14 protein-coding genes and 2 tRNA genes are annotated in these 21,502 nt (G+C 54.5%); 9 read left to right on the top strand and 7 right to left on the bottom strand.

What is annotated here, in order from left to right; genetic code table 11:
- The 4 genes from HMPREF0045_RS06485 to HMPREF0045_RS06470 all read right to left on the bottom strand — a co-directional run.
- Positions 1 to 762, bottom strand: a 762-nt coding sequence (locus HMPREF0045_RS06485; protein ID WP_231196685.1) for an IS1249 family transposase, incomplete at its 3' end; no start/stop codon positions are given.
- Between the two features lie 210 nt (positions 763 to 972).
- Positions 973 to 1,063 (bottom strand) — tRNA-Ser (locus tag HMPREF0045_RS06480).
- Between the two features lie 72 nt (positions 1,064 to 1,135).
- Positions 1,136 to 1,222 (bottom strand) — tRNA-Ser (locus HMPREF0045_RS06475).
- Between the two features lie 74 nt (positions 1,223 to 1,296).
- Complete coding sequence (locus HMPREF0045_RS06470; RefSeq protein WP_005986666.1) at positions 1,297 to 2,649, bottom strand: AGE family epimerase/isomerase; 1,353 nt, start codon at positions 2,647 to 2,649, stop codon at positions 1,297 to 1,299.
- Between the two features lie 272 nt (positions 2,650 to 2,921).
- On the opposite strand from HMPREF0045_RS06470, the gene codB reads away from it, so the two are divergent.
- Positions 2,922 to 4,370, top strand: coding sequence for a cytosine permease (codB, locus tag HMPREF0045_RS06465; RefSeq protein ID WP_005986663.1), 1,449 nt, complete (start codon positions 2,922 to 2,924; stop codon positions 4,368 to 4,370).
- Between the two features lie 200 nt (positions 4,371 to 4,570).
- Positions 4,571 to 5,809 carry a cytosine deaminase gene (gene codA, locus HMPREF0045_RS06460; RefSeq protein ID WP_005986661.1) on the top strand — a complete coding sequence of 413 codons (1,239 nt, stop codon included), beginning with the start codon at positions 4,571 to 4,573 and terminating at the stop codon, positions 5,807 to 5,809.
- A gap of 8 nt (positions 5,810 to 5,817) precedes the next feature.
- Here the strand turns inward: codA and HMPREF0045_RS09725 are convergent, their stop codons facing one another.
- From HMPREF0045_RS09725 to serS, 3 genes are read right to left on the bottom strand one after another with little or no spacing between them, the layout of a single operon-like run.
- On the bottom strand, positions 5,818 to 6,381 hold the full coding sequence (locus HMPREF0045_RS09725; RefSeq protein ID WP_005986659.1) for a hypothetical protein: 564 nt from the start codon (positions 6,379 to 6,381) through the stop codon (positions 5,818 to 5,820).
- 52 nt (positions 6,382 to 6,433) lie between these two features.
- Positions 6,434 to 7,552, bottom strand: coding sequence for an HAD family hydrolase (locus HMPREF0045_RS06445; protein ID WP_005986657.1), 1,119 nt, complete (start codon positions 7,550 to 7,552; stop codon positions 6,434 to 6,436).
- The gene (serS, locus tag HMPREF0045_RS06440) at positions 7,549 to 8,826 is read right to left on the bottom strand and encodes a serine--tRNA ligase (protein ID WP_040315759.1); all 1,278 of its coding nucleotides are present in this window, start codon (positions 8,824 to 8,826) and stop codon (positions 7,549 to 7,551) included. Before serS ends, HMPREF0045_RS06445 begins: the two co-directional genes overlap by 4 nt.
- Before the next feature lie 540 nt (positions 8,827 to 9,366).
- On the opposite strand from serS, the gene HMPREF0045_RS06435 reads away from it, so the two are divergent.
- The 7 genes from HMPREF0045_RS06435 to HMPREF0045_RS06405 all read left to right on the top strand — a co-directional run bounded on the left by HMPREF0045_RS06435 (position 9,367) and on the right by HMPREF0045_RS06405 (position 21,380).
- Entirely contained in the window at positions 9,367 to 10,302 is a 936-nt protein-coding gene (locus HMPREF0045_RS06435) for a hydrogen peroxide-inducible genes activator (RefSeq protein WP_005986654.1), read from the top strand.
- A gap of 539 nt (positions 10,303 to 10,841) precedes the next feature.
- On the top strand, positions 10,842 to 13,097 hold the full coding sequence (locus tag HMPREF0045_RS06430) for a hypothetical protein (protein ID WP_155813117.1): 2,256 nt from the start codon (positions 10,842 to 10,844) through the stop codon (positions 13,095 to 13,097).
- A 77-nt stretch (positions 13,098 to 13,174) separates the two neighbouring features.
- Complete coding sequence (locus HMPREF0045_RS06425) at positions 13,175 to 15,433, top strand: hypothetical protein (RefSeq protein WP_005986651.1); 2,259 nt, start codon at positions 13,175 to 13,177, stop codon at positions 15,431 to 15,433.
- A gap of 37 nt (positions 15,434 to 15,470) precedes the next feature.
- Entirely contained in the window at positions 15,471 to 16,397 is a 927-nt protein-coding gene (locus tag HMPREF0045_RS06420; protein WP_005986649.1) for a fructosamine kinase family protein, read from the top strand.
- Positions 16,398 to 16,416: 19 nt separating this feature from the next.
- Entirely contained in the window at positions 16,417 to 17,646 is a 1,230-nt protein-coding gene (locus HMPREF0045_RS06415) for a hypothetical protein (protein WP_005986647.1), read from the top strand.
- Positions 17,647 to 17,879: 233 nt separating this feature from the next.
- Positions 17,880 to 18,791, top strand: coding sequence for a hypothetical protein (locus tag HMPREF0045_RS06410; RefSeq protein ID WP_155813116.1), 912 nt, complete (start codon positions 17,880 to 17,882; stop codon positions 18,789 to 18,791).
- Positions 18,792 to 18,923: 132 nt separating this feature from the next.
- On the top strand, positions 18,924 to 21,380 hold the full coding sequence (locus HMPREF0045_RS06405; RefSeq protein ID WP_155813115.1) for a hypothetical protein: 2,457 nt from the start codon (positions 18,924 to 18,926) through the stop codon (positions 21,378 to 21,380).
- Positions 21,381 to 21,502 lie beyond the last annotated feature (122 nt).

The following is a 21,502-nucleotide window of genomic DNA, read 5'->3' as shown; positions in this document are numbered from 1 at the left end:
TCCGATGAGCCGGTTCACACTGTTGCGGGCCCGCACGAGTCGTTCGTGCGTGTATTGCCACCCGCCATCGTCCCTCTTGGTCTTCTGCGCGAGGAAGCCCTCCCAGCGCTTGCACCAGTCCAAGTAGGTGTCTATCCATGAGGCCGCTTGCTCTCGGTCTTTCACGTGCAAGAGCTGCTTGCCCAAGCCGTACAGTTCCTTGGAGGCTGCAAGCTTGGGGCGAATGGTGGTGGCTTGTTTGATGGTCCCGAACGCGTGGAAGGTGCACCGCTGGACCCGCGTGTTCGGCCAGGCTTTCTTGCGGGCTTTTTCGAAGCCACTGCCCCCATCCGTCACCACCACGTCTGGTGGGGCGATCCGGTTCATGAGCGCTTCCCAGGCGCGCGAGTTCTCACTGCGTGCCACATACCAGCCCAAGATGAAATCCCGGGACTGAGCAATCAAGACGACCGCTTTGCGGCCCAGGTGGATCGCGTCAACGAACACGACCTCATGCACCTCATCCACCACCGGAGCAAGAGGCCACACCTGCCACAAACCCTGGCATCGCCTGCGAAACGACCTGCCCCCACCTGGCATATCCGCCTGCCGATTACCGCTGAGCAGCCAGGCAAGAAACTCACCCAGATGCTTGGCCGAGGTATCAATCCGCTGCACGCCAGTTGAGTGGCACGAGGTGCAATGCCACCTCTGCTTGCCCGATTTCGACAGTCCGTACCGGATCAGCTTCCTGCCACAGGAATCGCATTTCGAGATGTTCACTCACCGAATCTGCCAGTACCAACTTTGACGCCCACTCTCCCGCACCACAAAGCCGAAAAGTCGACGTTTCACCAACACATTTTGTCCACCCTCAAAGTTGGCCCCCAACAACTTTGAACCAGACTTTCCCGCACTACAAAGCCGAAAGGTCGGGCTCAGACCAACTCTTTTTGTCCTTTAACCCCAAAACCCCGCCGTGGCGGGGTTTGGTGGCGGAGACGGCGGGATTTGAACCCGCGAGAGGCTATCAACCTCAACCTTCTTAGCAGGAAGGCGCACTAGGCCACTATGCGACGTCTCCAAACGATCAACGACCGCGACTAAGCCTAGCTTAAAAATCTCTCTCTAGCAAAGCGATTTTTAAACCGGCCGGCGGAGAGGAGGGGATTCGAACCCCTGGTGCCCTTGCGGACACAACGGTTTTCAAGACCGTCACATTCGGCCGCTCTGTCACCTCTCCAGCTGGACCTCCACAAACGCCACAGATCCTTATGCGTTTCCGGCGGTCAGCACGCGTAACTTTATCACGCACTACTAACGGTCTAACAGGCCATCTCGCAGTGCGCCGGGTAGTACCGGCCACACCGGCACGCGCGGAATCAAAGTTGCTTGCAAAGCGTGGTAAATGTCCGGGTAGCCAGCCCAGGTGCGGGTGGAGGGTTGGTTGGCCTGATCCAGCTCATGCACCCAGGCCCCGGCCTGGTCTAATGGCGCATTTTGCGGGTCAATCTCGGCGCGGGTAAAGGGGTCCCCACCACCAATAATGTATTGCTCACAGTAATCCCAGGCGCTGCGGTAGGCGTGCTCCAAATAGGCCATGCTGGTGGCCTTAGCGGCCAACGGTACTGGTTCGTTAACTAGCGCACAGTGCAAGGCGGCGGCGGCACTAATAGCCTCACAAGTCACCCAGTGCATACGCTCGTGCACCACCGGTGTGCCCACAAAATCAACGGTGTAAACAAAGCCGGGGGCGCCGTCGCGATTCCAACCATCAGCGCGCGAACGGGTAAACAGCTCCAAAGCAGCCGGCAGCATCCAAGCCGGCGCCTCCAAACCAACCTCTTGCAAAGCCGCCCGCAACTGCACTGTCAGGCGAGCCCACTCCAGGCCGTGACCGGGGGTGATGCCAAAGGGGCGGAAGGGATGGGCTACCTCATCAATGTTGTAGTCAGGATCCGGCACCCAAGTGGTGCTGTAGTGCTCAGGGATACGCCAGCCGTGGGCGCGGGCCTGCTGGTTAATAGCAAAGTCCACAATCCCCAGGGCGCGCTCCAGCCAACGGTCATCACCGGTGGCGTCCGCAATAGCCAGGTAGGCCTCCACCGTGTGCATGGCGGCGTTAATACCCCGGTAATCCTCCGGGTCAGTGAAATCTAGGGCATAAGACTCGGTGGGCATGGACTGGGAGTGGTCAAAGAAGTAACGCTCATGTACCTCCAGGGCTCGCTTAAGCAGGGGCGCCGCTCCTGGACGCCCCGCCGCTAGGGCCGTAGCCGCCCCCAGCAGCACAAAAGCGTGCTGGTAGCACTCTTTGCGGGTAAAACCGGGGGCCACCCGGCCATGGCCATCCTCATCTAGTTCACTTTCAATGGCGCTAAACCAGCCACCATTGGTTTCATCCCAAAATGCGTTGGTTAACGCCTGCACCCCATGGTCGGCGTAGCGCCGGCACCCGGGCACACCCAACAGCACGCCCACGCTAAATACATAGGTCATGCGCCCAGTAATCCACAGCTCTACCGGTCGGGAAGAATCAACGACGCCGTCGGGACCGATCCAGCCAAAACCACCGGGAACCCGGCTACGGCGCGCAAAATCCAGCAAAGCCTGAGTGTGCTGACCCAACCAGCGGGTGTGTTCGGGGGAACCAATCCATTGCAGCGCCATCGCGGCCTCCTGGTACAGATAAATATTTGCCTAGCAGCTCTTGCCTTAGCGGGCGTGCGTGGGCTGAAAAGCGCCACCAGGCAACAAAGCAGCAAGGCAGCAAGCTTGAGCAGCACCCACTATGGCGCCTGCTAGCCACAGCCTACCGTCAAAACCAGTCCGGAAAGTAGCTTTATGCACATTTGGCGAGCTTTCGTGCTTAAAGCCTTGAATCAGCCTAAATTTAACCAGTAACCTACCGTGGATTTTGGCTACCTTTTGGAAGGAAACCCATGAGCTCGTCTCATCCCGGCCACAACCCGGCCGCAGCCTCATCATCTCCCGGTGCATCCAGTTCCGGTGCGTCTGCTAGCTCTGGCGCATCTGCCGGTTCCGGTGCACCCGGTTCCGGCGCACCCGGTTCCGGCGCATCCAGCACTGCAGCTGCTGACGCGGCAAATTCTGCACAAGATCTAGACGCACTCATTTCCCAGCACTCTAGTGCCATTGACGAAGACTATTCCTTCGAAGCTGTTCCCACACAAAGCCGACGGTCATTTTGGGCCGTCGGTTTTGTTATGTTGGGCTTTACCTTCTTCTCCGCCTCCATGAGCGTGGGCGCCAAACTCGGCCAGGGCCTAAATTTAAACGGCTACATCCTGGCTGTGCTTATTGGCGGCGCAATTTTGGCGGTTTACACCGGTGCGCTGGGCTATATCGGCGCGAAAACCGGTTTGAGTTTCGACCTGATGTCCCAGCGCACCTTTGGAACTAAAGGTTCATTCCTGCCTTCAGCCCTGATCAGCTTGACCCAGATGGGTTGGTTTGGCGTGGGCGTGGCCATGTTCGCTAAACCCACCGCCGAGCTGCTGCACGTAAACGTGTGGGTGATTGTGATTATTGCTGGTGGGTTGATGACCGCCAGCGCCTACTACGGCATTAAAGCAATTGAGATTGTTTCGTTCATTTCCGTGCCCCTGATCGCTATTTTGGGCACCTACTCCATGGTTAGTGCCACTGCCGACGGCGGTGGGCTGTCTGCCATCTTCGCTAAAAGCACCGGCATGGGCGTGGTTAGCGCCGTGGGCCTAGTGGTGGGCTCCTTCGTTTCTGGCGGTAGCGCCACCCCTAACTTCACCCGTTTCGCTAAATCCACCTCCTCCGCCGTGATCACCACCGTGGTGGCTTTCTTCCTGGGTAACACCCTGATGTTCTCTTTCGGTGCGGTAGGCGGCGCGTTTACCGGCAAAGACGACATTTTCTACGTGATGATCGCCCAGGGCCTGGCCATTCCCGCCATTGTGGTGCTGGGCGCCAACATTTGGACCACCAACAACAACGCCCTGTACACCACCGGTTTGGGTTACGCCAACATCACCAAGATCCCCAAGAAGCCGCTGGTGCTGGTGGCCGGCATCCTGGGCACGCTGGCTGCCCTGTGGCTGTATGACAATTTTGTGGGTTGGCTCAACATTTTGAACGCTACTTTGCCGCCCGTGGGCACGGTCCTGATTGTGGATTACTTTGCCCGACGCCGCTCCTACAGTGCCGGGATCGTGGCCTTTAAGTGGGTGCCGGTGCTGTCTATCCTGGCCGGGGCCCTGGTGGGTTGGTTTGTTAAAGACCTGGGTATTCCCGCCATTAACGCCATGGTGACCACGGTGGTGGTGTACCTGGGTGGTACGGCCTTGGAACGCGCCCTGGGCCTGGACTTCACTGTGGGTGAGCCGCAGGACCTGTAATTGTGCTGGCGTCGGCGCAGCCGGCGGCTGGGGCTGCAAGTTAGCCGGAGCTACAGACGGCGCTCCGGCTTGGGGTGCCGGCCAGGCTTGGGGCGCCGGCCCGGCCCGCTATAGCCGGGGCTGAGCCCAACTAAACGGCGACGTCGTCCCCACAGGCCGGGCGGCGTCGTCGGCCTTAAAAACCAGCGAAAGGGAAGAAAATGAACTTACTGATTAAAAACGTACGCATCGAAAACGCCCCCCAGCTAACCGACATCCGCATCAAAGACGGCAAGTTTGCGCAGCTTGAGGGGGGCCTAGAGGCGCAGGCGGGGGAGCAGATCGTCGACGGCGGCGGGCGGCTAGTACTACCGCCCTACATCGAATCCCACGTGCACCTAGACTCGGCGCTAACCAGCGGGCAGCCGCGCTACAACGAGTCCGGCACGCTATTTGAAGGCATCGAAGTGTGGAGCGAACGCAAAAAATCGCTCACCTACGCCGACGCCCACGAGCGCGCCCTGGCCGCAATCCGCCAACAAGCCAGCTTCGGCGTGCAATACGTGCGCACCCACGTGGACGTCACCGACCCCGAACTAACCGCCCTGCGCGCCCTAATCGACCTGCGTGAAGAAATCGCCGACACCATCACCTTGCAGATCGTGGCATTCCCGCAAGAAGGCATCGAATCCTTCCCCAACGGGCGCCAACTAATGCGCCGCGCCGCCCAAATGGGGGTCAACTGCATTGGCGCCATCCCGCACTTTGAATTCACCCGCGAATACTCGGTGTCATCACTGAACTATGCGGTGGAGCTAGCCCAAGAGTTTGACCTGCTCATGGACGTGCACTGCGACGAAATCGACGACGAAGCCTCACGCGGCCTGGAAACCCTAGCCACCCGCGCCCTAGAGGCCGGCATCGGTGAGCGCGTCACCGCCTCCCACACCACCGCCATGCACTCCTATAACAATGCTTACTTCATCCGCCTGCTGCGGCTGCTAAAACTTAGCGGTCTTAACTTTGTGTCAAACCCGCTGGTCAACACCCACCTGCAAGGCCGCATGGACACCTACCCCAAGCGTCGAGGCGTCACCCGCGTCAAGGAACTAACCGACGCCGGTATCAACGTTTCCTTCGGTCAAGACGACATTGAGGACCCCTGGAACCCTATGGGTACGGGCAACCTGCGTGACGTGGTGTTTAACGGGCTCTACACCACGCAGATGATGTCGCGGAGCGAAATTCTCAACTCCTACAAGTTCATCACCCACAACGCCGCGCGCACCCTACACCTAAGCGACTACGGCATCCAGGTGGGTAACAGCGCCAACTTCATCATGCTTGACGCCCCCGACTGGTTCCACGCGCTCAGCTTTGGTGCGCCGGTGCTGGGCTCGTGGCGCGCCGGCAAGCAGATCTACTCGGCCACGCCCAGCCAGCGTGAGGTGAAGTTCTAGCCCTGGCGCTAGAGGGTTTTGAAGGCCTGCTGACGCCAGGACACGTACAGGATGCAGGTCAGCATCAGGGCCGCCATAGTGGTCAGGGAAGCGCTCTGTCCGCTAAAGAAAGCCACCCCCGCTACCAGCCCTGCCGCCGCCGGAATGGCTGCTACCAGGTCAAATAGGTAAGGCATCCAGCGTGGGAAACCGCGCTCGCGGCGTTTAAACCAACTGCCGCTCAAGGCCGCTTCGGGTTTATCCGGGGCGGCCTTGTCTTTGCCCGGGGCGCTGGTTTTGTGCGGGACGGGTTTGGCGGCGTCGCCCTGGCGTTGCTTGGCTTTGCCTGGGGCGCTGGTTTTGGCCTGGTCCGCTTTGGCGACGACGTCGTCCCCCACCTTCACTAAGCCACCCACTTCCTGCAAGGCTCGCGCCAAGCCCGCCATAGTCAGCCCCCACACGATCAGCGCGGCAATGCCGCTATAGAGGCCCAGGTGTGGGTTGGCGCGGAAAATAGCCAGAAAAATGCCGATGCCAATCAGGGCAGTGGGGAGGCAAGTAGCGACGTACTTGATATAGGTGCCGGCACGCATAAAGCTCCTTCGCTAAGTCCTGGTTGTAGTCTACAACCAGCTCAAAGCGGGTTTAGCGGGACAGAGCCGCCAAGACGATAGCCGCCCCCTCATGCCACACCGGCTCGGTGACTACGCTGGTGGCGTTTTTGACGCGCGCAGGGGCGCTACCCATAGCCACCGACAGATCAGCCCAACGCAACATCTCTAAGTCATTGGCGCCGTCGCCCATAGCTACCGTGTGCTTAACCCCCAAGCCAGAAACCAAAGCATCCAGCGCACTGGCCTTAGACACCCCGGCGGCGTTGACATCCAGCCAAGCCGTCCAACCAATGGCATACTCCACCGCGTGCAGCCCGGCACTACGCACCGCCACCTCAAAATCAGCCAGCGCCATCCCCGGGGCGCGCACAATCACGCGGCTAACCGGCTGGCTCGACAGCTGCTCCAGCGACACCGTGGTGGTGTTCTCAATCAACTCCCCAGGCGGGAAGTCGGCGCTGGTCAAAAAGCCCCGACCCGGCATTTCCACCGCGAAAATAGCCTCAGGCAGCACCTGATGTAGACGCCCAATGGCGGTGGTGGGGTCAAAAGTAACCGAATTAGTGATCTCGTAGCCGCCGGGCAAAGACGCCGTGCCCTTCAGCTTGGGGTCCAGACGCACCGTCAACGCCCCATTGGCGCACACCATCCAGCCCCGGGTTAGTCCCAGGAAATCCGCCACCGGCAAGGCCGCCTCAATACCGCGCCCGGTGGCTAGGACTACCTGCACGCCCGCCTGGGCAGCAGCGACGACGGCGGCGCGAGTACGCGGGGGCACCTGACCGTTAATGTCCAAAATGGTGCCGTCAATATCCAAAGCTAGCAGGGTAGAGCGGTCAAGCGGCGGCAGGTCAGAGCCCGCAGCTGGGGCATGACTGCCAGCCGCAGAGCCCGCATTGGCAGGCGACGCCGAGCTGCTAGCCGCAGCAGGGCCGGCAGCCGCAGCAGGGCCGGCAGGCGCCGTCGTCGCAGGTGCGGCAGAAGTCGAGCCTCCGGCACGCCCAGCCCAAGCCTCCAACTGGGCGCGCATGGCCGCTACAGCAGCGCCAAAAGCGGCGTCGTCAAGCGGATTAGCACGCGCAGCAGCAGCCGCAGCACTCAACTCACCCTCAGGGGTGATAGGCATGCCGGAAGCAGCGATTTTGCTCATGCGCCGGCGGGAGCCTCAATAACTTCCAGGCCGCCCAGGTAAGGACGCAGGCCTTCAGGCACACGCACGGAGCCGTCCGGCAGCTGGTGGTTCTCCAAAATCGCAACCATCCAACGAGTGGTGGCCAAGGTGCCGTTCAAGGTGGCCACGGGGCTGGTGCCGTTCTCGCGGCGCTCGCGGATGCCTAGGCGGCGTGCCTGGAAGGTGGTGCAGTTAGAGGTGGAGGTGACTTCCATGTAGCGCTGCTGGGTGGGTAGCCAAGCCTCGCAGTCGAACTTGCGGGCGGCGGAGGAGCCCAGGTCGCCGGCGGCGGTGTCAATCACGCGGTAAGGCAGCTCAACCTTGGCCAGCATCTCTTCTTCCATGGCCAGCAGGCGCTGGTGCTCATCTGCGGCGTCCTCAGGGCGGCAGTAGGAGAACATCTCGGCCTTGTTGAACTGGTGGACGCGGATAATGCCGCGCGTGTCCTTACCGGCAGCGCCAGCTTCGCGGCGGTAGCAGGTGGACCAACCCATGTAGCGCTTGGGGCCGGCGCTTAGATCCAGGATCTCGTCAGTGTGGTAACCGGCCAGGGCCACCTCAGAAGTGCCGGTTAGGTACAGGTCATCGGCGGGCAGGTAGTAAATCTCGTCGCTGTGTGCCCCCAGGAAACCGGTGCCGCCCATGATCTGGGGGGTAACCAGGGTGGGGGTGGTTAGCGGGGTGAAGCCGTGCTTGACGGCGGTGTCTAGGGCGGCGGTCATCAGCGCCAGCTCCAGGCGCATACCCCAACCCTTTAGGAAGTAGAAGCGCGAGCCGGAAACCTTAACGCCGCGACGCACGTCGATAATGTCCAGGCCTTCACCTAGAGCCAGGTGGTCGGCGGGTTCGAAGCCCTCAGCGGCAAAGTCACGCACGGCGGGGCCCTCGTGGCGCAGCACCACGTAGTCCTCTTCACCGCCGGCGGGGGCGCCCTCGATCAGGTTCTGGAACTGGTGGGCTAGGGTGTCTAGCTCGACGGCGGCCTCGTTGGAGCGTGCCTCCAGCTCCTTAACCTGGGCGGCTAGCTCCTTGGCGTGGGCCAAGATGGCGGGGCGCTCTTCAGCAGCGGCCTTACCCACAGAGCGGGAGACCTCTTTTTGCTGGGCTCGGGCAGTCTCGAAGGCGCTTAGCGATGAACGACGGCGCTCGTCGGCTTCAAGGATGCGGTCAACTAGGGACACGTCCGCGCCACGGGCAATCTGGCTGGCACGGAAAGGCTCGGGGTTCTCACGTAAGGCGCGCAGATCGATCATGTTGGAAATTCTACCTACCCTAGAACCGCTGCTCACATACTGGTCACCGTGTCGCAGGGCACATAGATAGCTGGACCACATTAAAGTGGGGTCTTTTGGTGGTTTTTGGTGCAGTTCGGGTGAATGTGTTGCTTGCGTGTGTGGTCACGCCTGAGCGGGCGGTGGTGCGGATGCAAAAAGGGGCAGGCGACGGCGTCAGGACGCGGAAAAGATACCAAAATTAGCCGCAAGCTAAGTGCAAAATTTGCCCAAAAACAGCAGATGAAGGGCGGTTTATCTAGGTAAAATGGTGCTTTCGTGCCGGTGCGGCGCCGTCGAGCCCGGCAAGTTTTAGCCCAGAGCGGCACTTACCTCCTAAACAGCCGCTCACCTGCGCATATATAATTGAAGTGTAAGCACGGGCGGAGCGCGAGGAAACCCTTATAAATCCTCACTTTCCGCTTATATTTCAAGAAAATTTAGGGGGGATGCAGCGTAAACTTAAATACATCCACGGCCAGGCAAAGTTCGCCTAGCCGAAATTACCAAAGGGGGTTAGTGATGCCATCACTTTCAATGCCCTCATTTTCACAGCTGAGGGCCTTTGTAACGCTCTGCGATCACAAACACTACGGTGACGCAGCAGCGGCACTTGGTGTGAGCCAGCCCAGCTTGTCCCAGTCCATCTCTGCGTTGGAAAAGCGCGTTGATGGCCCCCTTATAGAGCGCACCACGCGACAGGTTCTAATCACCCCTCTGGGCCAGGACCTGCTTCCCTTCGCGCGTGATGCAGTGCTGGCCGCCGAAGGGTTTATTGAGGCCGCCAGTCGCATTAGCCAGGAGCGTTACGGTCAAGTGCGCCTGGGGATCATCCCCACCGCCGCACCCTACCTGGCTGAATCTGTGGCCAGCGGCGTACCTAATGCTGCCAATACTGCTGATTTTGGCAGAATTTCCGAGTTCCGGGAGATGACCACCCCGGACATCCTAGACGCACTCGCCTGCGGAGATATTGACCTAGGCCTGGTGGCCTTGGATGAGAGCATGGAGCGCTTTATCAGTGAGCCCCTATGGGATGAAGACCTGGTAATCGCTGTTCCCGATACCCACCCTTGGGTTGGGCGCACCAACGTCAAACCCGCCGAGCTTAGCCGCCAGCCGCTGATCCTCATGGAGGCCGGCAACTGCCTGCGTGACCAAACCCTGGCGCTATGCAATATCCCCATTAATGAGGTGGCCGCAACCACCATCGACATGGCAACCGCCCTGCGGCTAGTCAAAGTTGGTGGCGGGATAGCGGTTGTGCCCGAGGGGGCTTTGCGCACAGGCGAAGGGCAGACCGTTAGCGTGGCCCGCTTCGCCGAGCCTGTTCCCACCCGTCGCCTGGCCCTGATTCACCGGCCCTCCACCGTGCATCAGGAATCTTTCGAGGAGATTGCCGAGCGTTTGCGCGACTATGTGGATAAAACCCGCATGGTGGTCACCCCGATCGAGTAGCTAACCCAAACGAGCAGCTGTCCCAACCGAGTAGCTGCCCCAACCGGCTAGCTTGGGTGGCCGGGGCGGTACCGTCAGCGTGAAGTGGCGGGCCGGCTGGAGCGGCCGGCGCAAACCGAGACGGCGCCGTGACGAGCGCAAACCGAGACGGCGCTGCAGTAGGCGCAAACCGAGCCGATTGGGCCGGGGACTTTTAAAGGTTCCCGGCCCAATTTGTTTTAGTGAATCGTCAAGTCGCTCACTAAATGGGCGTTATGCTGGATTTTATGTTCGGCAGGGATCATCGAAGTTCGCGCAGTTTGCAGGTTACGTTCGGTAACTTGCTTAGGGGCGTGGGGCTGAGTTGGTTTAGGGGCGACGACGGCGGGGTGCTCGGCTTAGGACAGGGGCGAGGCTTGAGGCAGGCGTGCGGCTTAGGGGAGGCGAGCGTCGTCGTGAGGGCCCAAAAGCCAAAAACGCTGGCGGCACTCTTTGCGGGACTACTTGCCTGCCTACTGCTAGCCAGTGGGGCTAACGCTGCGACTGTTGAAACTGCCGCAGTGAGTGCCAAAAGCAATATGAGTGCTGTAGCTGGTGTGCAAGGCAGCGTGCCTGGCGCCCAAAGCAGCCTAAAAGCCAGCAATGCAGTTGGCGAACAAGGCGGAGCTATGGCAGCTTTGCAAAATATGGCGACTGGAGTTACAGACACTCATAACTGCGGCGCCACGGCAACTACTAGGATTAGGCCATTAATTTTAGTGGTTACCGATGGCTTGACCTGGCCTGTCGTAAGAGATACCCCATCGCCGAGAGGGGATGCGGTTAGCTATTTACTGACCTATCCGGGTATTCCGATGAATCTGGTGGCCACAGGTAGAAATTCAAAAACCTTAGACTCTAACTTAACGAGCACATTATTTTCAGGTAAAAACATTTATGGTCAAAATGGGCACTATGGTTATAGTGAACTTATGGCCTCACCTCTAGTTAAAAGCTTGAAGGCGGCTGGATGTAGTGTGTCTGTGGATCCGTCTTTTAGTAAAAGGTATTATTACTCTGAGGGTTTTATTTCAGAGCCACTGGGTAGCTATACGTCAGATGTCACTATTGCTTATTTTGATGGTGATCAATCCGGTTCATCAAGTTCTTATGCAAAGACGCTATTTACGGATATAGCTAAAATTCGAAACTACTATAACAACAGTGTTGATGTTATGGTGGTGTCTCTTAGTTGTGCAGTCGACCTGAGATCTGTGTATGGTGGAGAATTTAAGGATAAGCAACCCTGCTTGGCTTTAATGCCCGAGTCGAAAGATGTCGATTCTACAAATGGCTATGTGCGAGTGCCCTCTACCCGCACCAATAATCTAATTAAATTAACTGATATAGCCCCCACTATTGCGGCTCGCTATGGTGCAAAATCCCTGCCGGGAGCTACTGGCGTGGCTCTGCCGCTGACTCCTGAACGGGTTGATAAGGCGCTGCTTGCTAAAAATTATGTAGAGTTGAAAGACGATTCAGGTACAGAGAATAACGTAGAAACTATCCCTAGTTATCGGGTAGATCACGGAAACTTAATCAGCTTCTTGATTGCCCAAAATCAACACATGATAGCTTCGGGTAAGGTGGGTGTCTATAACACTTTACTTATGTTCATATTCTCACTACTTATTGTGCGAATATGGTATCGGGGATTTGAGTGTGACTTAAAATTTTTCCACCGGGTAAATCCGCATGACTACAGTCAATATTTTACTCGGTTTCGGCAGCTTTGTTTGTTTGCTGGCTGTTTGCCGATTGGTTATTTGGCTGCCAATAGTCTCCCGTGGTATTTATCCTATGCGTATGGAGATGAAAATTTCTATGGCCGAAATGATTATCTGGATTATGATGATCTAACTAAATTGCAGATATTAACTAGTGCTGCACTTGCAATAATCGTAGGCTTGTTGCTGGTTTGTTTAATCGAACAGGTTTGCCGTAAATTCTTAAACTATGCTAGTAGTTTTATTTTTGTGGCTGGATTGAATGCCTTGCTTTGGCTCGGCGATGCGTTTAGTGGAGGTTATTTAACTCGCAATACTCCTTTGGGTGTAGATATAGTAGCTTCTGGGCGCTTTTACGGAGTCAATTATGTGTCTTTTAGCTTTGGTGTGCTAGGAACTATTATTGTAGTAGTTATCTGCGCTGACTGGTTGAAAGAGCAGTATGATTTACGGGTTTCCTTGCTTGTATTAGGAGCTGTAGGTGCTATTTTAGTTGCGTGTATGGCCAGTCCGGCAATGGGTGATAATTTGACTGATTCGATAATACTGGCAGTTACACTGTTAGTGCCTTTGTTGGAACTATGTAAACATAATCTAAAGCTAAATGCTCTAGTCGCTTCAGGGTTTGCGCTAGCAAATTTAGTGTTACTGGCCCTTTCGGGGGCTTTGACGGATGAGAAACTTAACTCTCTTAAAAGCCCATTTGTACTAAACGCTAAGCATGGGATCTGGTTGTCTCTGGCAGTGTTACTAGCGATAGTAGTTGTGGTTCGGCTTTGGTTTAAGTTCAGCCCTAACACTCAGGGTGCAGATGTTCCTGCTCGCTATGGCTTACTGATGGATACATTGACAGTGCTGGTATTAATGGAACTGGCTCTGGATGATCAGGGTCTTTTAACTGTATTTACCAGTCTGAGTCTACTGATAGCTTTTGCTTGTATGTTATATTTCGAATCCGTCATGCCTGTGGGGGTGAAAGCTAAATCTGCAGATTCTGCAGATTTAGAAGGGTCTCAAAACAAGGCTCTACAGGCAACTTTTGCGAAGTGAGTTGGTCTTCAGGCTGCGTTTCTAGTGCAGTTTGGTGGTTGTAAGGCGTAAAGGTGTGGCAGTTTAGGATTATGAAAATGGGCGCGTGGCTGGCGCATATGCTGGCGAAACTCTTTGCAGGACTACTTGCCTGCCTACTGCTAGCCAGTGGGGCTAACGCTGCGACTCTTGAGGGCGCCGCAGTGAGCGCCCAAAGTAAAGCAGCAGGGAGTGCGGTCACTCGCAACTGTGGGGCCACGGCAACCAGTCGCGTTAAACCCCTGGTCATGGTGGTTACTTATGGCCTAACCTGGCGCGATCTAAATGGCGTGCTGGATGGGAAAAACATCGGCAAGAACGGTGATGGCGCAGAAATACGAAAATATGCGCAATATATAGCTGGCTATCCGGCTACGCCAATGAATTTGTTAATTCCTAAAAGCGCTAACTCCTTAAGTAAAAATGGTCAATTGGCCATGCTGTATTCCGGTCGGGGAGGCAATTTCACTACTGCCGACTATGATTTGACCACCTCGCCGCTAGGGAAAACGCTAAGGGATTCTGAATGCAGCTTCGCTGAATATCGAGTGGGCGGCAGCTATGAAACAGAGCGCCCGTTTGGGCAAAATCTAAGCGATGTGACGGTTGTAGATGCAGCATCGGCACCACTTACCGAGATTGCCAGTTATTTAAGTCGAATTCGCGTATATTACGGCGACAACGTTGACATAATGCTGCTCTCGCTAGCAAACGGAACCTACTACTCAGATGGCCAAGCCGCCAAATTATATTTAGCTTTAGTGCCTAGCTTAAAAGATGTTAACGCTAAAACTGGGCTAGTGCAGGCGCCCTCTGTGCGGCGAGACAATTTAATTCAGTTAACAGATATCGCTCCTACAATCGCGGCCCGTTATGGGGCAAAGCCACCACTTGGGGCTACCGGTAAAGCATTACCCCAGGTCCCGGGGCGAGTAGATAACTCTTCAGCCATAGAGAAATGCGTAGACTTCTGGGAGGCACAGCAACGCTCATTTACCGAGGGGACTGTATCTAGCGCCCGCACAAACCTAATCCATTTCTTGATGGAGCAAAGCACTCACAGTCAGGCCTCGCAAAAAGTGATGGGCTTCAATATGCTGTGTGTAGTGCTGGCAATGCTGGTTATTGTCCTGGTGTGGCGCAATAAGTTCCCGAAACTAGATTTCTATACAAATACCCCTGATGCAAGCCGTAGTTATTTACTGCTTATGCGCTGGTTGGCAGTGTTCACTGCCTGTCTACCGCTAGGTTACCTACTGCTTAACGCCACCTCATGGTATGTGTTTGGGGTTGAGCCAAATGATTACAGGCTTATTGTCGCCGGCACTATCCCTGAAGATAATCAGGCTATTGTTGGTTTAACAAAGCTGCATTTAGTGACCTTTATGGGGGCAGTCGCTATCGCTGTAGTGTTTACCTGCTTGCTAGAACTAATCACTATAAAATTTGCAAATTATTCCGTCAGTTTCATTATTGCTTGCGCGTTAAACGGTTTATTTTGGCTAGGTGACGGTATCATTGGCGGTAACCTGGCTTTTAACAGTCCTCTAGCCGTAAGCGCCTTAACCACGCAGCGTCTATATGGCCTGTCTGATGCTGGTTTTGCGCTTGGCGCGGTGGGTTTTGTGTTGGCTTTGGTGACCTTGACCAGCTGGCTAAAACCCCGCCGAGGTTTGCGCACGTCCCTGATAGTGGCGGGAACTATCGGTGCCTTGGCGGTGCTAACTATCGGCTTGCCGAGCCTGGGTGATAACTCTGCAGGTGCGCTAGCCCTGACAGGTGCGCTGGTGGTAGCCATGTTGAAACTTTCCGAGCGCAACCTACGTCTACGTGGCTTGGTTATTTCCGGTTTAATTGGTGCTAGTTTGCTGTCAGTTATAGCGGTTATTGAATGGTGCTGTTTTGGGCAAAACTCCAGTTACTTAGGGAGTTTAGGCCAGAAATTCTTGGACGGCACTTTCATTGATGTTATGGCTGCGCGCATTGCTGCTTTACTAAGCCCAATTTTTTCGGCAGATGATGAGGCGGGTACCAAGTTAATCTTTGCGTTGGTAACCATAACAGTAGTGATTTTGGCTTGGATTAAGGTCTATCGCGCTACTCGACGCGCGGATGTGCCGGCACGTTATGTGGTTACCTTTAACGCTCTAACTACCTTGGTTTTGCTTGAGTTAGTACTTAATGATGCAGGTTTTGCGATGATGCGTTACAGCCTATGCTTGCTGGTGCCACTGGCGTTGGTGATGAGCGTAGAGCTGAAGCTATTTAGGGCGACCGCCGTCGAAACTAAGCCAGAAACGCTTGCTGCTTCAAAGTAAAGCCCAGCTAGCTCATTGCGGGCATTATGCTTTGGTTATGTTCCGCAAAGACGATCGAGGTATCCCCGGTTCAACCGCGCTGGAAGCTACCGGCCTGCGCTGGCTAGCTGACGCCATGGACGACGGCGGCGTGGCTGTGGTGCCCGTGCGTAGCGGTCGTGGGTGGCTAGAAGAACCCCAGCTTAATGACAGGCGCTGCACCCCTAAAGCCGCTTTCAGTTTCGGTCGCGCCCTAGCCCACACCCACGCCGCTGGAGCCTCACACTGGGGAGCGCCGCCGCAGGGCTGGGAAGGTGACGGCTGGATGGGCCGTGCACGTCTACCTTTGCGCTCTGAGGCCTGGACCGATAGCTGGGGCGAGTTTTTCGCGACAGACCGGATCATGCCCATGCTGGCCCCGGCCCGCGACAACGGCTCGATTGACCGCTCGGGCGCCGTCATAATCGAAAAACTCTGCGAACGCCTACGTGACGGGGACTTTAACCACTCCCAACCCCAGCTGCTAACCCAAGCCGGAACAGCCGTAGCCCGCCTGCACGGAGACCTGTGGAGCGGCAACGTGCTGTGGTGCCCGGTAGCGGATGTGGCGCGCAGCTGCAAAGAGTTTTTGAGCGAGAAAACCACTGATGAGCCGCAAGATGGCGCTGCCATAATGAAAGATGGCGCAGCCATAATGACCAACGCCCAGCAGCTAGAAGCCTTCGCTGGTGGGCCGGTAGTTGGGGTGATGATTGATCCGGCTGCGCACGGTGGTCACGCGGAGACTGATTTGGCTGATTTGGGCCTGTTTGGGCAGCAGTATCTAGACAGCGTCTATGAGGGCTATCAGAGCGTGTCGCCACTAGAGTCCTACTGGAGTGAGCGGGTGGGGCTACACCGCGTACACATGCTGATTGTGCACGCGATGCTGTTTGGAGGCGGCTATGGTTACGAAACCGTGCAGGTGGCCAGGCATTATGTCTAAAGTTAGGAGGTTTGCGGACGTGTTTCGCCGCTTTAAGACCGACATCTTTAGGGCTGACGTCGGCATTGCTTTTGCTGGTGGGGCCGGTGCGGATAAGTCCGACGTCGGCGCGGCAGCTTTGGTGCGAGCGGTTACGAGAATCTTTACTGGGCTGATTGCCTGTTTGCTGTTGCTCTCTAGTGGCGCTAGTGCGGCAACTTTCACCGTGGCGACTGCGCCAGGTGTAGCTGGCGACAAAACTTCAGCTAGAGCACAAAACTGGGCCGGGGCGGGCGCTGTCGCCAGTGCAAACACGACTAGCAAGTGCGGGACGGGCACAAAAACGCGAATTAAGCCCTTAATTTTAGTGGTTACCAGCGGAATAACCTGGCAAAATCTGCAAAGCCAAGACTCGGACACAAAAAATTATCTAATGGGCTATCCAGCCACGCCCATGAACCTGGTGGTACGCGGTCATAAAGACGGCGCTAACTTCGATGAACAGCTAGCCATGCTATTTTCGGGTCGGCGCGATAAATTCACTCGCAAATACCGTGACGACGACATTATTAACTCTCCGCTAGCTAAAACTTTAAAAGCGGCCGGTTGCACATTTGCCGTAGATCCCGCGCTACCTGATAGAGAATATTATACTGATGCCAGGCCTGGACAACTACCTGATGCCAGGCCTGGACAACTATCAAGAAGTGATTTGGCGGATGTTACTGTCGTAAAAGCAACTCATGATAAAGCAGATAAAGTTGTCTCTAAGCTGCGCCAGTTAAAGGAGTGTTATGGCTCTAGTGTTGATATTATGACGATTTCGATTACCACCGAAAACGGTATTTCTGATGATGATAGGCTCTATTTAGCACTAATTCCGTCTCTGCGTGATGCTAATGCTGCGGGGGAGAAGGTGCGAGTACCCTCTACACACCAAAACAACCTGGTGCAATTAATCGACATTCCCACAACCATTGCAGCTCGCTACGGTGCTAAAGCGCCCGAAGGTGCCTCTGGACAAGCCTTGATACAAAATCCACAAACCATTAATAAGCCTGTGTTCGTTGGTGAGCGTGTAGAGCAGGCGCAAAATTCCTCCGATAATCCCGCTACAACTAAAGTTACTTCCGCGCGTCAGGATTTAATTAACTCATTAATTAACCAAAATAACCACGCTCATGCTTCCCGCGCGGTGATGGTTTACAATACTATAATCATAGTTGTTTTTACTCTGGCTGTAGTGTGGCTATGGTGGCGTAAATGTTAGAACGTAGATTCTGTAGCACGAAAGGCGCAGAATTTAGTAGCAAGCGATTCCTTTCCTTGCAACGTCTGAGTGTATTTGCTGCCACGCTGCCTGTAGGGTATTTGCTAATTAATTTAGTCCCCTGGTATTCGGTGATAATTACCAGGTCTTCCACCATGGGTAATGGTGCCGATCAGGATATAGATACCTTCAAAACTGTTGCGCTACAAGTGGTGACAGCTACTGTTGGCGCGATGCTAATAGCTTTAGTGCTAACCGCGCTAATTAATTGGTTAACTCGAAAATCTGCGAGCTGTTCTACCGGCTTTATCGTTGCTGCCGCATTAAACGGTTTAATTTGGTTTGGTGACGGCATTAGCGGCAATCACCTCACCTTCAACAGTCCCTTAACCATGAACGCGCTGGTGGCAGGGCGTTTCTATGGGGTGTCCAATACGGCTTTCGCTTTCGGTGCAGTAGGGGCCATGATCGCCCTGCTGGCCTGGGCCGATTGGCTCAAATCCCGCTATAGCCTACGCGCCAGTTTGCTGGCAGTGTCCGGGGTTGGTTTATTGCTAGTAATTGTCGACGCCGCCCCCTTCCTGGGCGCTGATTTTGGTGGAGCGCTGGCACTAATTCCCACACTAGGCGTGGCTCTAGTGAAACTATCCGGCCGCAGCCTGCGCCCACGTATTTTGGCATTTCTTGGCTTTATTTCCGCTGGTTTACTTTCGGGCGTAGCAATTTTGGAATGGCTGCTGCGTGGGGAAAACTCCACCCACCTGGGCCGTTTTGGTGGGCAGCTATTAGACGGCACTTTCCTGGCTACCATTGGCAAAAAATTTAAGGCCCTAGTGGGCCCGTTCATTGATGCTAATGGCCAGGTGGGCTTGATGGTTTTGAAAATTGTTGTGGCTCTAGTGGTGGTGAGCCTTGTGGTGGTGGTGTGGTTGTGGCTTTACCACGCCACGCGCCGGCAGGGCGTGCCCGGGGTGTATCGGTTGCAGCTGGATACCCTAACTGTGCTGCTATTGCTGGAAGTGGGCCTAAATGATTCAGGCGCCTCGATGGCGGTCTATAGCCTGTTCCTGCTGGTGCCTCTGGCCTGCCTGATGTCCCTGGAACTGCCGGCAAAACCTGATACAGAGACTGCTGTAGCTGACTGACTGTAGGTGATCTGGGCAGGTGGCTTTGTTGTCTGGCATGTGCAGCTCTAAGTGTTGGTGCTTGAGTAAAAACTTGTAATTTGCTTCGGGAATCGTCAACTGCCGCGTCAAATGGGCGCTATGCTGGATTTCATGTTTGGCAGCGATCGCTTAGGTTTACGCAGTTCACGTTTTATGCAGGTGAGCGGCTTGTCTGGAGGCGCTGGGTTACGTCGGTTTAAAACCGACGGCGAGACACGTGTCTTTGGTGTAGTTGATGGCAGCGTCATAGCTAGCCGAATAGCAATAACGCTGGCGAAACTCTTTACGGTAATTCTTGTATGTCTACTGGTGCTAGCCAGTGGAGCCAATGCTGTGACTATTAAAGGGAGTGGGCTGCAATATAAGTCTTCGCAAGTAACAAATACTTGTGGAGCTACAGCCACTACCAGAATCAAACCTCTTATTATGCTGATTACAAGGAAGCTAACTTGGCAAAATATTAGCGCGATCGCAAATCATAAACCTATGGAAAATAGGAAATATTCAAAATATGACAGCTTGATGGCTAAATATATTGAAAGTTATTCGGCTGAGCCGATGAATGTATTTGTTCCGAGCTCTAAACTTGGTGAAGAAGATCTGCTTGCCTCACTAATGTCTGGGAAGCAAAACGATTTCGTTAACGGTGATTATAATATTCGTACTTCAATATTAGTGCGCAGTTTAAAATCTGCTGGTTGTAGGGTCAGGCAAATCGTTGCAGAAGATGATTATTACAGCGGATATTGGCCTTATGGCAATAAGCGTAGATTGTTTGAAGACTATCCGGCGGATGTGACGATTATTGATGCTAGAAATAAAGGCTGGTATCAATATGTGGAGTATCTTAGCCTGTTTCGAACATATTATGGCGACAATGTTGACGTAATGCTTATCTCGCTTAGCAACAATTATGATGCCTTAAGTAGCGAGCATAGAAAACCTAATCTTGCGCTAATTCCTAGCCTAGATAGATCCGTGTTCGATAAAATGTTTTCAGGGTCTTCGCTTGGTTATAGCGGTAATTTAACTAGGTTAACTGATATAGCCCCTACTGTTGCGGCTCGCTATGGCGCCAGCCTTCCTGGAGGGAGTGTGGGTAAGGTGTTGCCGCAATCTCCTGGTAGAGTCGATAAATCGGCTTTTAAAGATCGGCAAGTAAATCTATGGGATGAAGGCTATCGGGAGATTTACAAGGCTTCTGTGCCTAAAGCGCGTTTATCTTTAATTAACTCTCTGATAGAGCAGGGAAAGAAAATTGAAGTCTCACAAGATGCTGCTAACTTTAATGTGCTGGCCATGATATTTCTCCTACTAGTTCCGGTTGTGGTGTGGTTAACTGGGGTCGCTAAATTTGAGTTTTCTCCAAAGAAGTTCAAAACGATTGGTATAAGGTCGCTGGTTGGGCGCAACCTACTTGTCTTTGCAGCTTGTGTGCCATTGGGATGTATATTACTTAGCATAACTCGGTGGTATGCATGGAGGATGAATTCAACCCCTGCAAGCGCCAACTATGCCAATGTTGTCAGTAATTACGAAGATCCTGCTAAGAGTGCAGATTTGGGGTATATTCCATTTGTGGCGGCTATTATCGGCATAAGTTTAGCGGTTACTTGCTTGGTGCAGCTAGTAACCATAAAATTCGCTAATTACGCAAGTGGCTTCGTAATGGTTTGTGTGTTAAATGCTTTCTTTTGGTTGGGTGATGGCCTCAGTGGTAGTCATCTAATCTTGAATAGTCCCTTTGCTATGGCTGCCCTCGATTCGACTAATTTACATGGGCTATCTGGTGCCGGTTTTGCTTTTGGGGGTATGGGGGCTCTGGTAGCCTTGGCGTACCTTGCTAACCGACTTGATCGCAGTTTAAGCCTGCGCATTTCTCAGATAGTAATAGGAGGAATCGGGGTATTACTTATAATGGCTATTGCCTTGCCAAGCTTAGGGGATAATTTTGCTGGAGCCGTAGTTTTTGGGGTTGCGTTGACTGCACTAGTCTTGAAACTGTCTAAACCCAGCTTACGCTTGTCTAACATCTATGTTTTAAGCTTAATTCTATTTATTTCGCTATCGATCCTGACGTTTACTAAATGGTGTGGTTCTGGTGAGAGCCCTGATTACCTTTCTGCTTTTGCTGCGGATATAGACCATAGGTTCATGGCTTTGATGGAGCCATTTTTAGCTGAATCCGACTATCTGGCTGCGAAAATGTTAGTTGCCTTAATAGTGATGGCATTAATTGTCTGGGTTTGGGTAAAGTTCTATGTCGCTATTCATGCGTCGGAAACATCTAGCATTGTAGTTTTGATGTTCGCCCCAGTGACTGCTTTGATGCTGCTGGAAGTGGCCCTAAATGATTCGGGCGCCTCGATGGCGGTCTACAGCCTGTTCCTGCTAGTGCCCCTGGCCTGCTTTATGTCACTGGAGCTGCCACAAAAACTTGATGCAACAGGGAGTGATGTGTCAACAGAAGCTGTGGTGGAGATGGGGCTGCGGGGTCTCGTCGGGAGGCGACGTTATAAGACACGCAGCCTCATTGCGGCCTCAGCGAAAACAACTAGCTACCACTAAAACTAATGGCGCAGCCACGTATGCTCAAGTGGCTGCGCCATTCGGCTGGCACATTACTTCAGGACGCCCTGTTCAGGCTGCTTTTAAGCCGTGGGGCGTAGCATGTTTGTGGGGCGCAACAT

Origin of the sequence: Actinomyces graevenitzii C83 (assembly GCF_000239695.1) — a bacterium.
In the GTDB taxonomy this organism is placed as follows: domain Bacteria; phylum Actinomycetota; class Actinomycetes; order Actinomycetales; family Actinomycetaceae; genus Actinomyces; species Actinomyces graevenitzii.
This window is presented reverse-complemented; position numbering and strand designations above follow the sequence as displayed.

Excerpts from the sequence above, each read along its gene's own strand:
- HMPREF0045_RS06470 (WP_005986666.1), bottom strand. The coding sequence starts at position 2,649 with ATGGCGCTGCAATGGATTGGTTCCCCCGAACACACCCGCTGGTTGGGT.
- codB (WP_005986663.1), top strand. The coding sequence starts at position 2,922 with ATGAGCTCGTCTCATCCCGGCCACAACCCGGCCGCAGCCTCATCATCT.
- codA (WP_005986661.1), top strand. The coding sequence starts at position 4,571 with ATGAACTTACTGATTAAAAACGTACGCATCGAAAACGCCCCCCAGCTA.
- HMPREF0045_RS09725 (WP_005986659.1), bottom strand. The coding sequence starts at position 6,381 with ATGCGTGCCGGCACCTATATCAAGTACGTCGCTACTTGCCTCCCCACT.
- HMPREF0045_RS06445 (WP_005986657.1), bottom strand. The coding sequence starts at position 7,552 with ATGAGCAAAATCGCTGCTTCCGGCATGCCTATCACCCCTGAGGGTGAG.
- serS (WP_040315759.1), bottom strand. The coding sequence starts at position 8,826 with ATGATCGATCTGCGCGCCTTACGTGAGAACCCCGAGCCTTTCCGTGCC.
- HMPREF0045_RS06435 (WP_005986654.1), top strand. The coding sequence starts at position 9,367 with ATGCCATCACTTTCAATGCCCTCATTTTCACAGCTGAGGGCCTTTGTA.
- HMPREF0045_RS06425 (WP_005986651.1), top strand. The coding sequence starts at position 13,175 with ATGGGCGCGTGGCTGGCGCATATGCTGGCGAAACTCTTTGCAGGACTA.
- HMPREF0045_RS06420 (WP_005986649.1), top strand. The coding sequence starts at position 15,471 with ATGTTCCGCAAAGACGATCGAGGTATCCCCGGTTCAACCGCGCTGGAA.
- HMPREF0045_RS06410 (WP_155813116.1), top strand. The coding sequence starts at position 17,880 with ATGCTAATAGCTTTAGTGCTAACCGCGCTAATTAATTGGTTAACTCGA.
- HMPREF0045_RS06405 (WP_155813115.1), top strand. The coding sequence starts at position 18,924 with ATGTTTGGCAGCGATCGCTTAGGTTTACGCAGTTCACGTTTTATGCAG.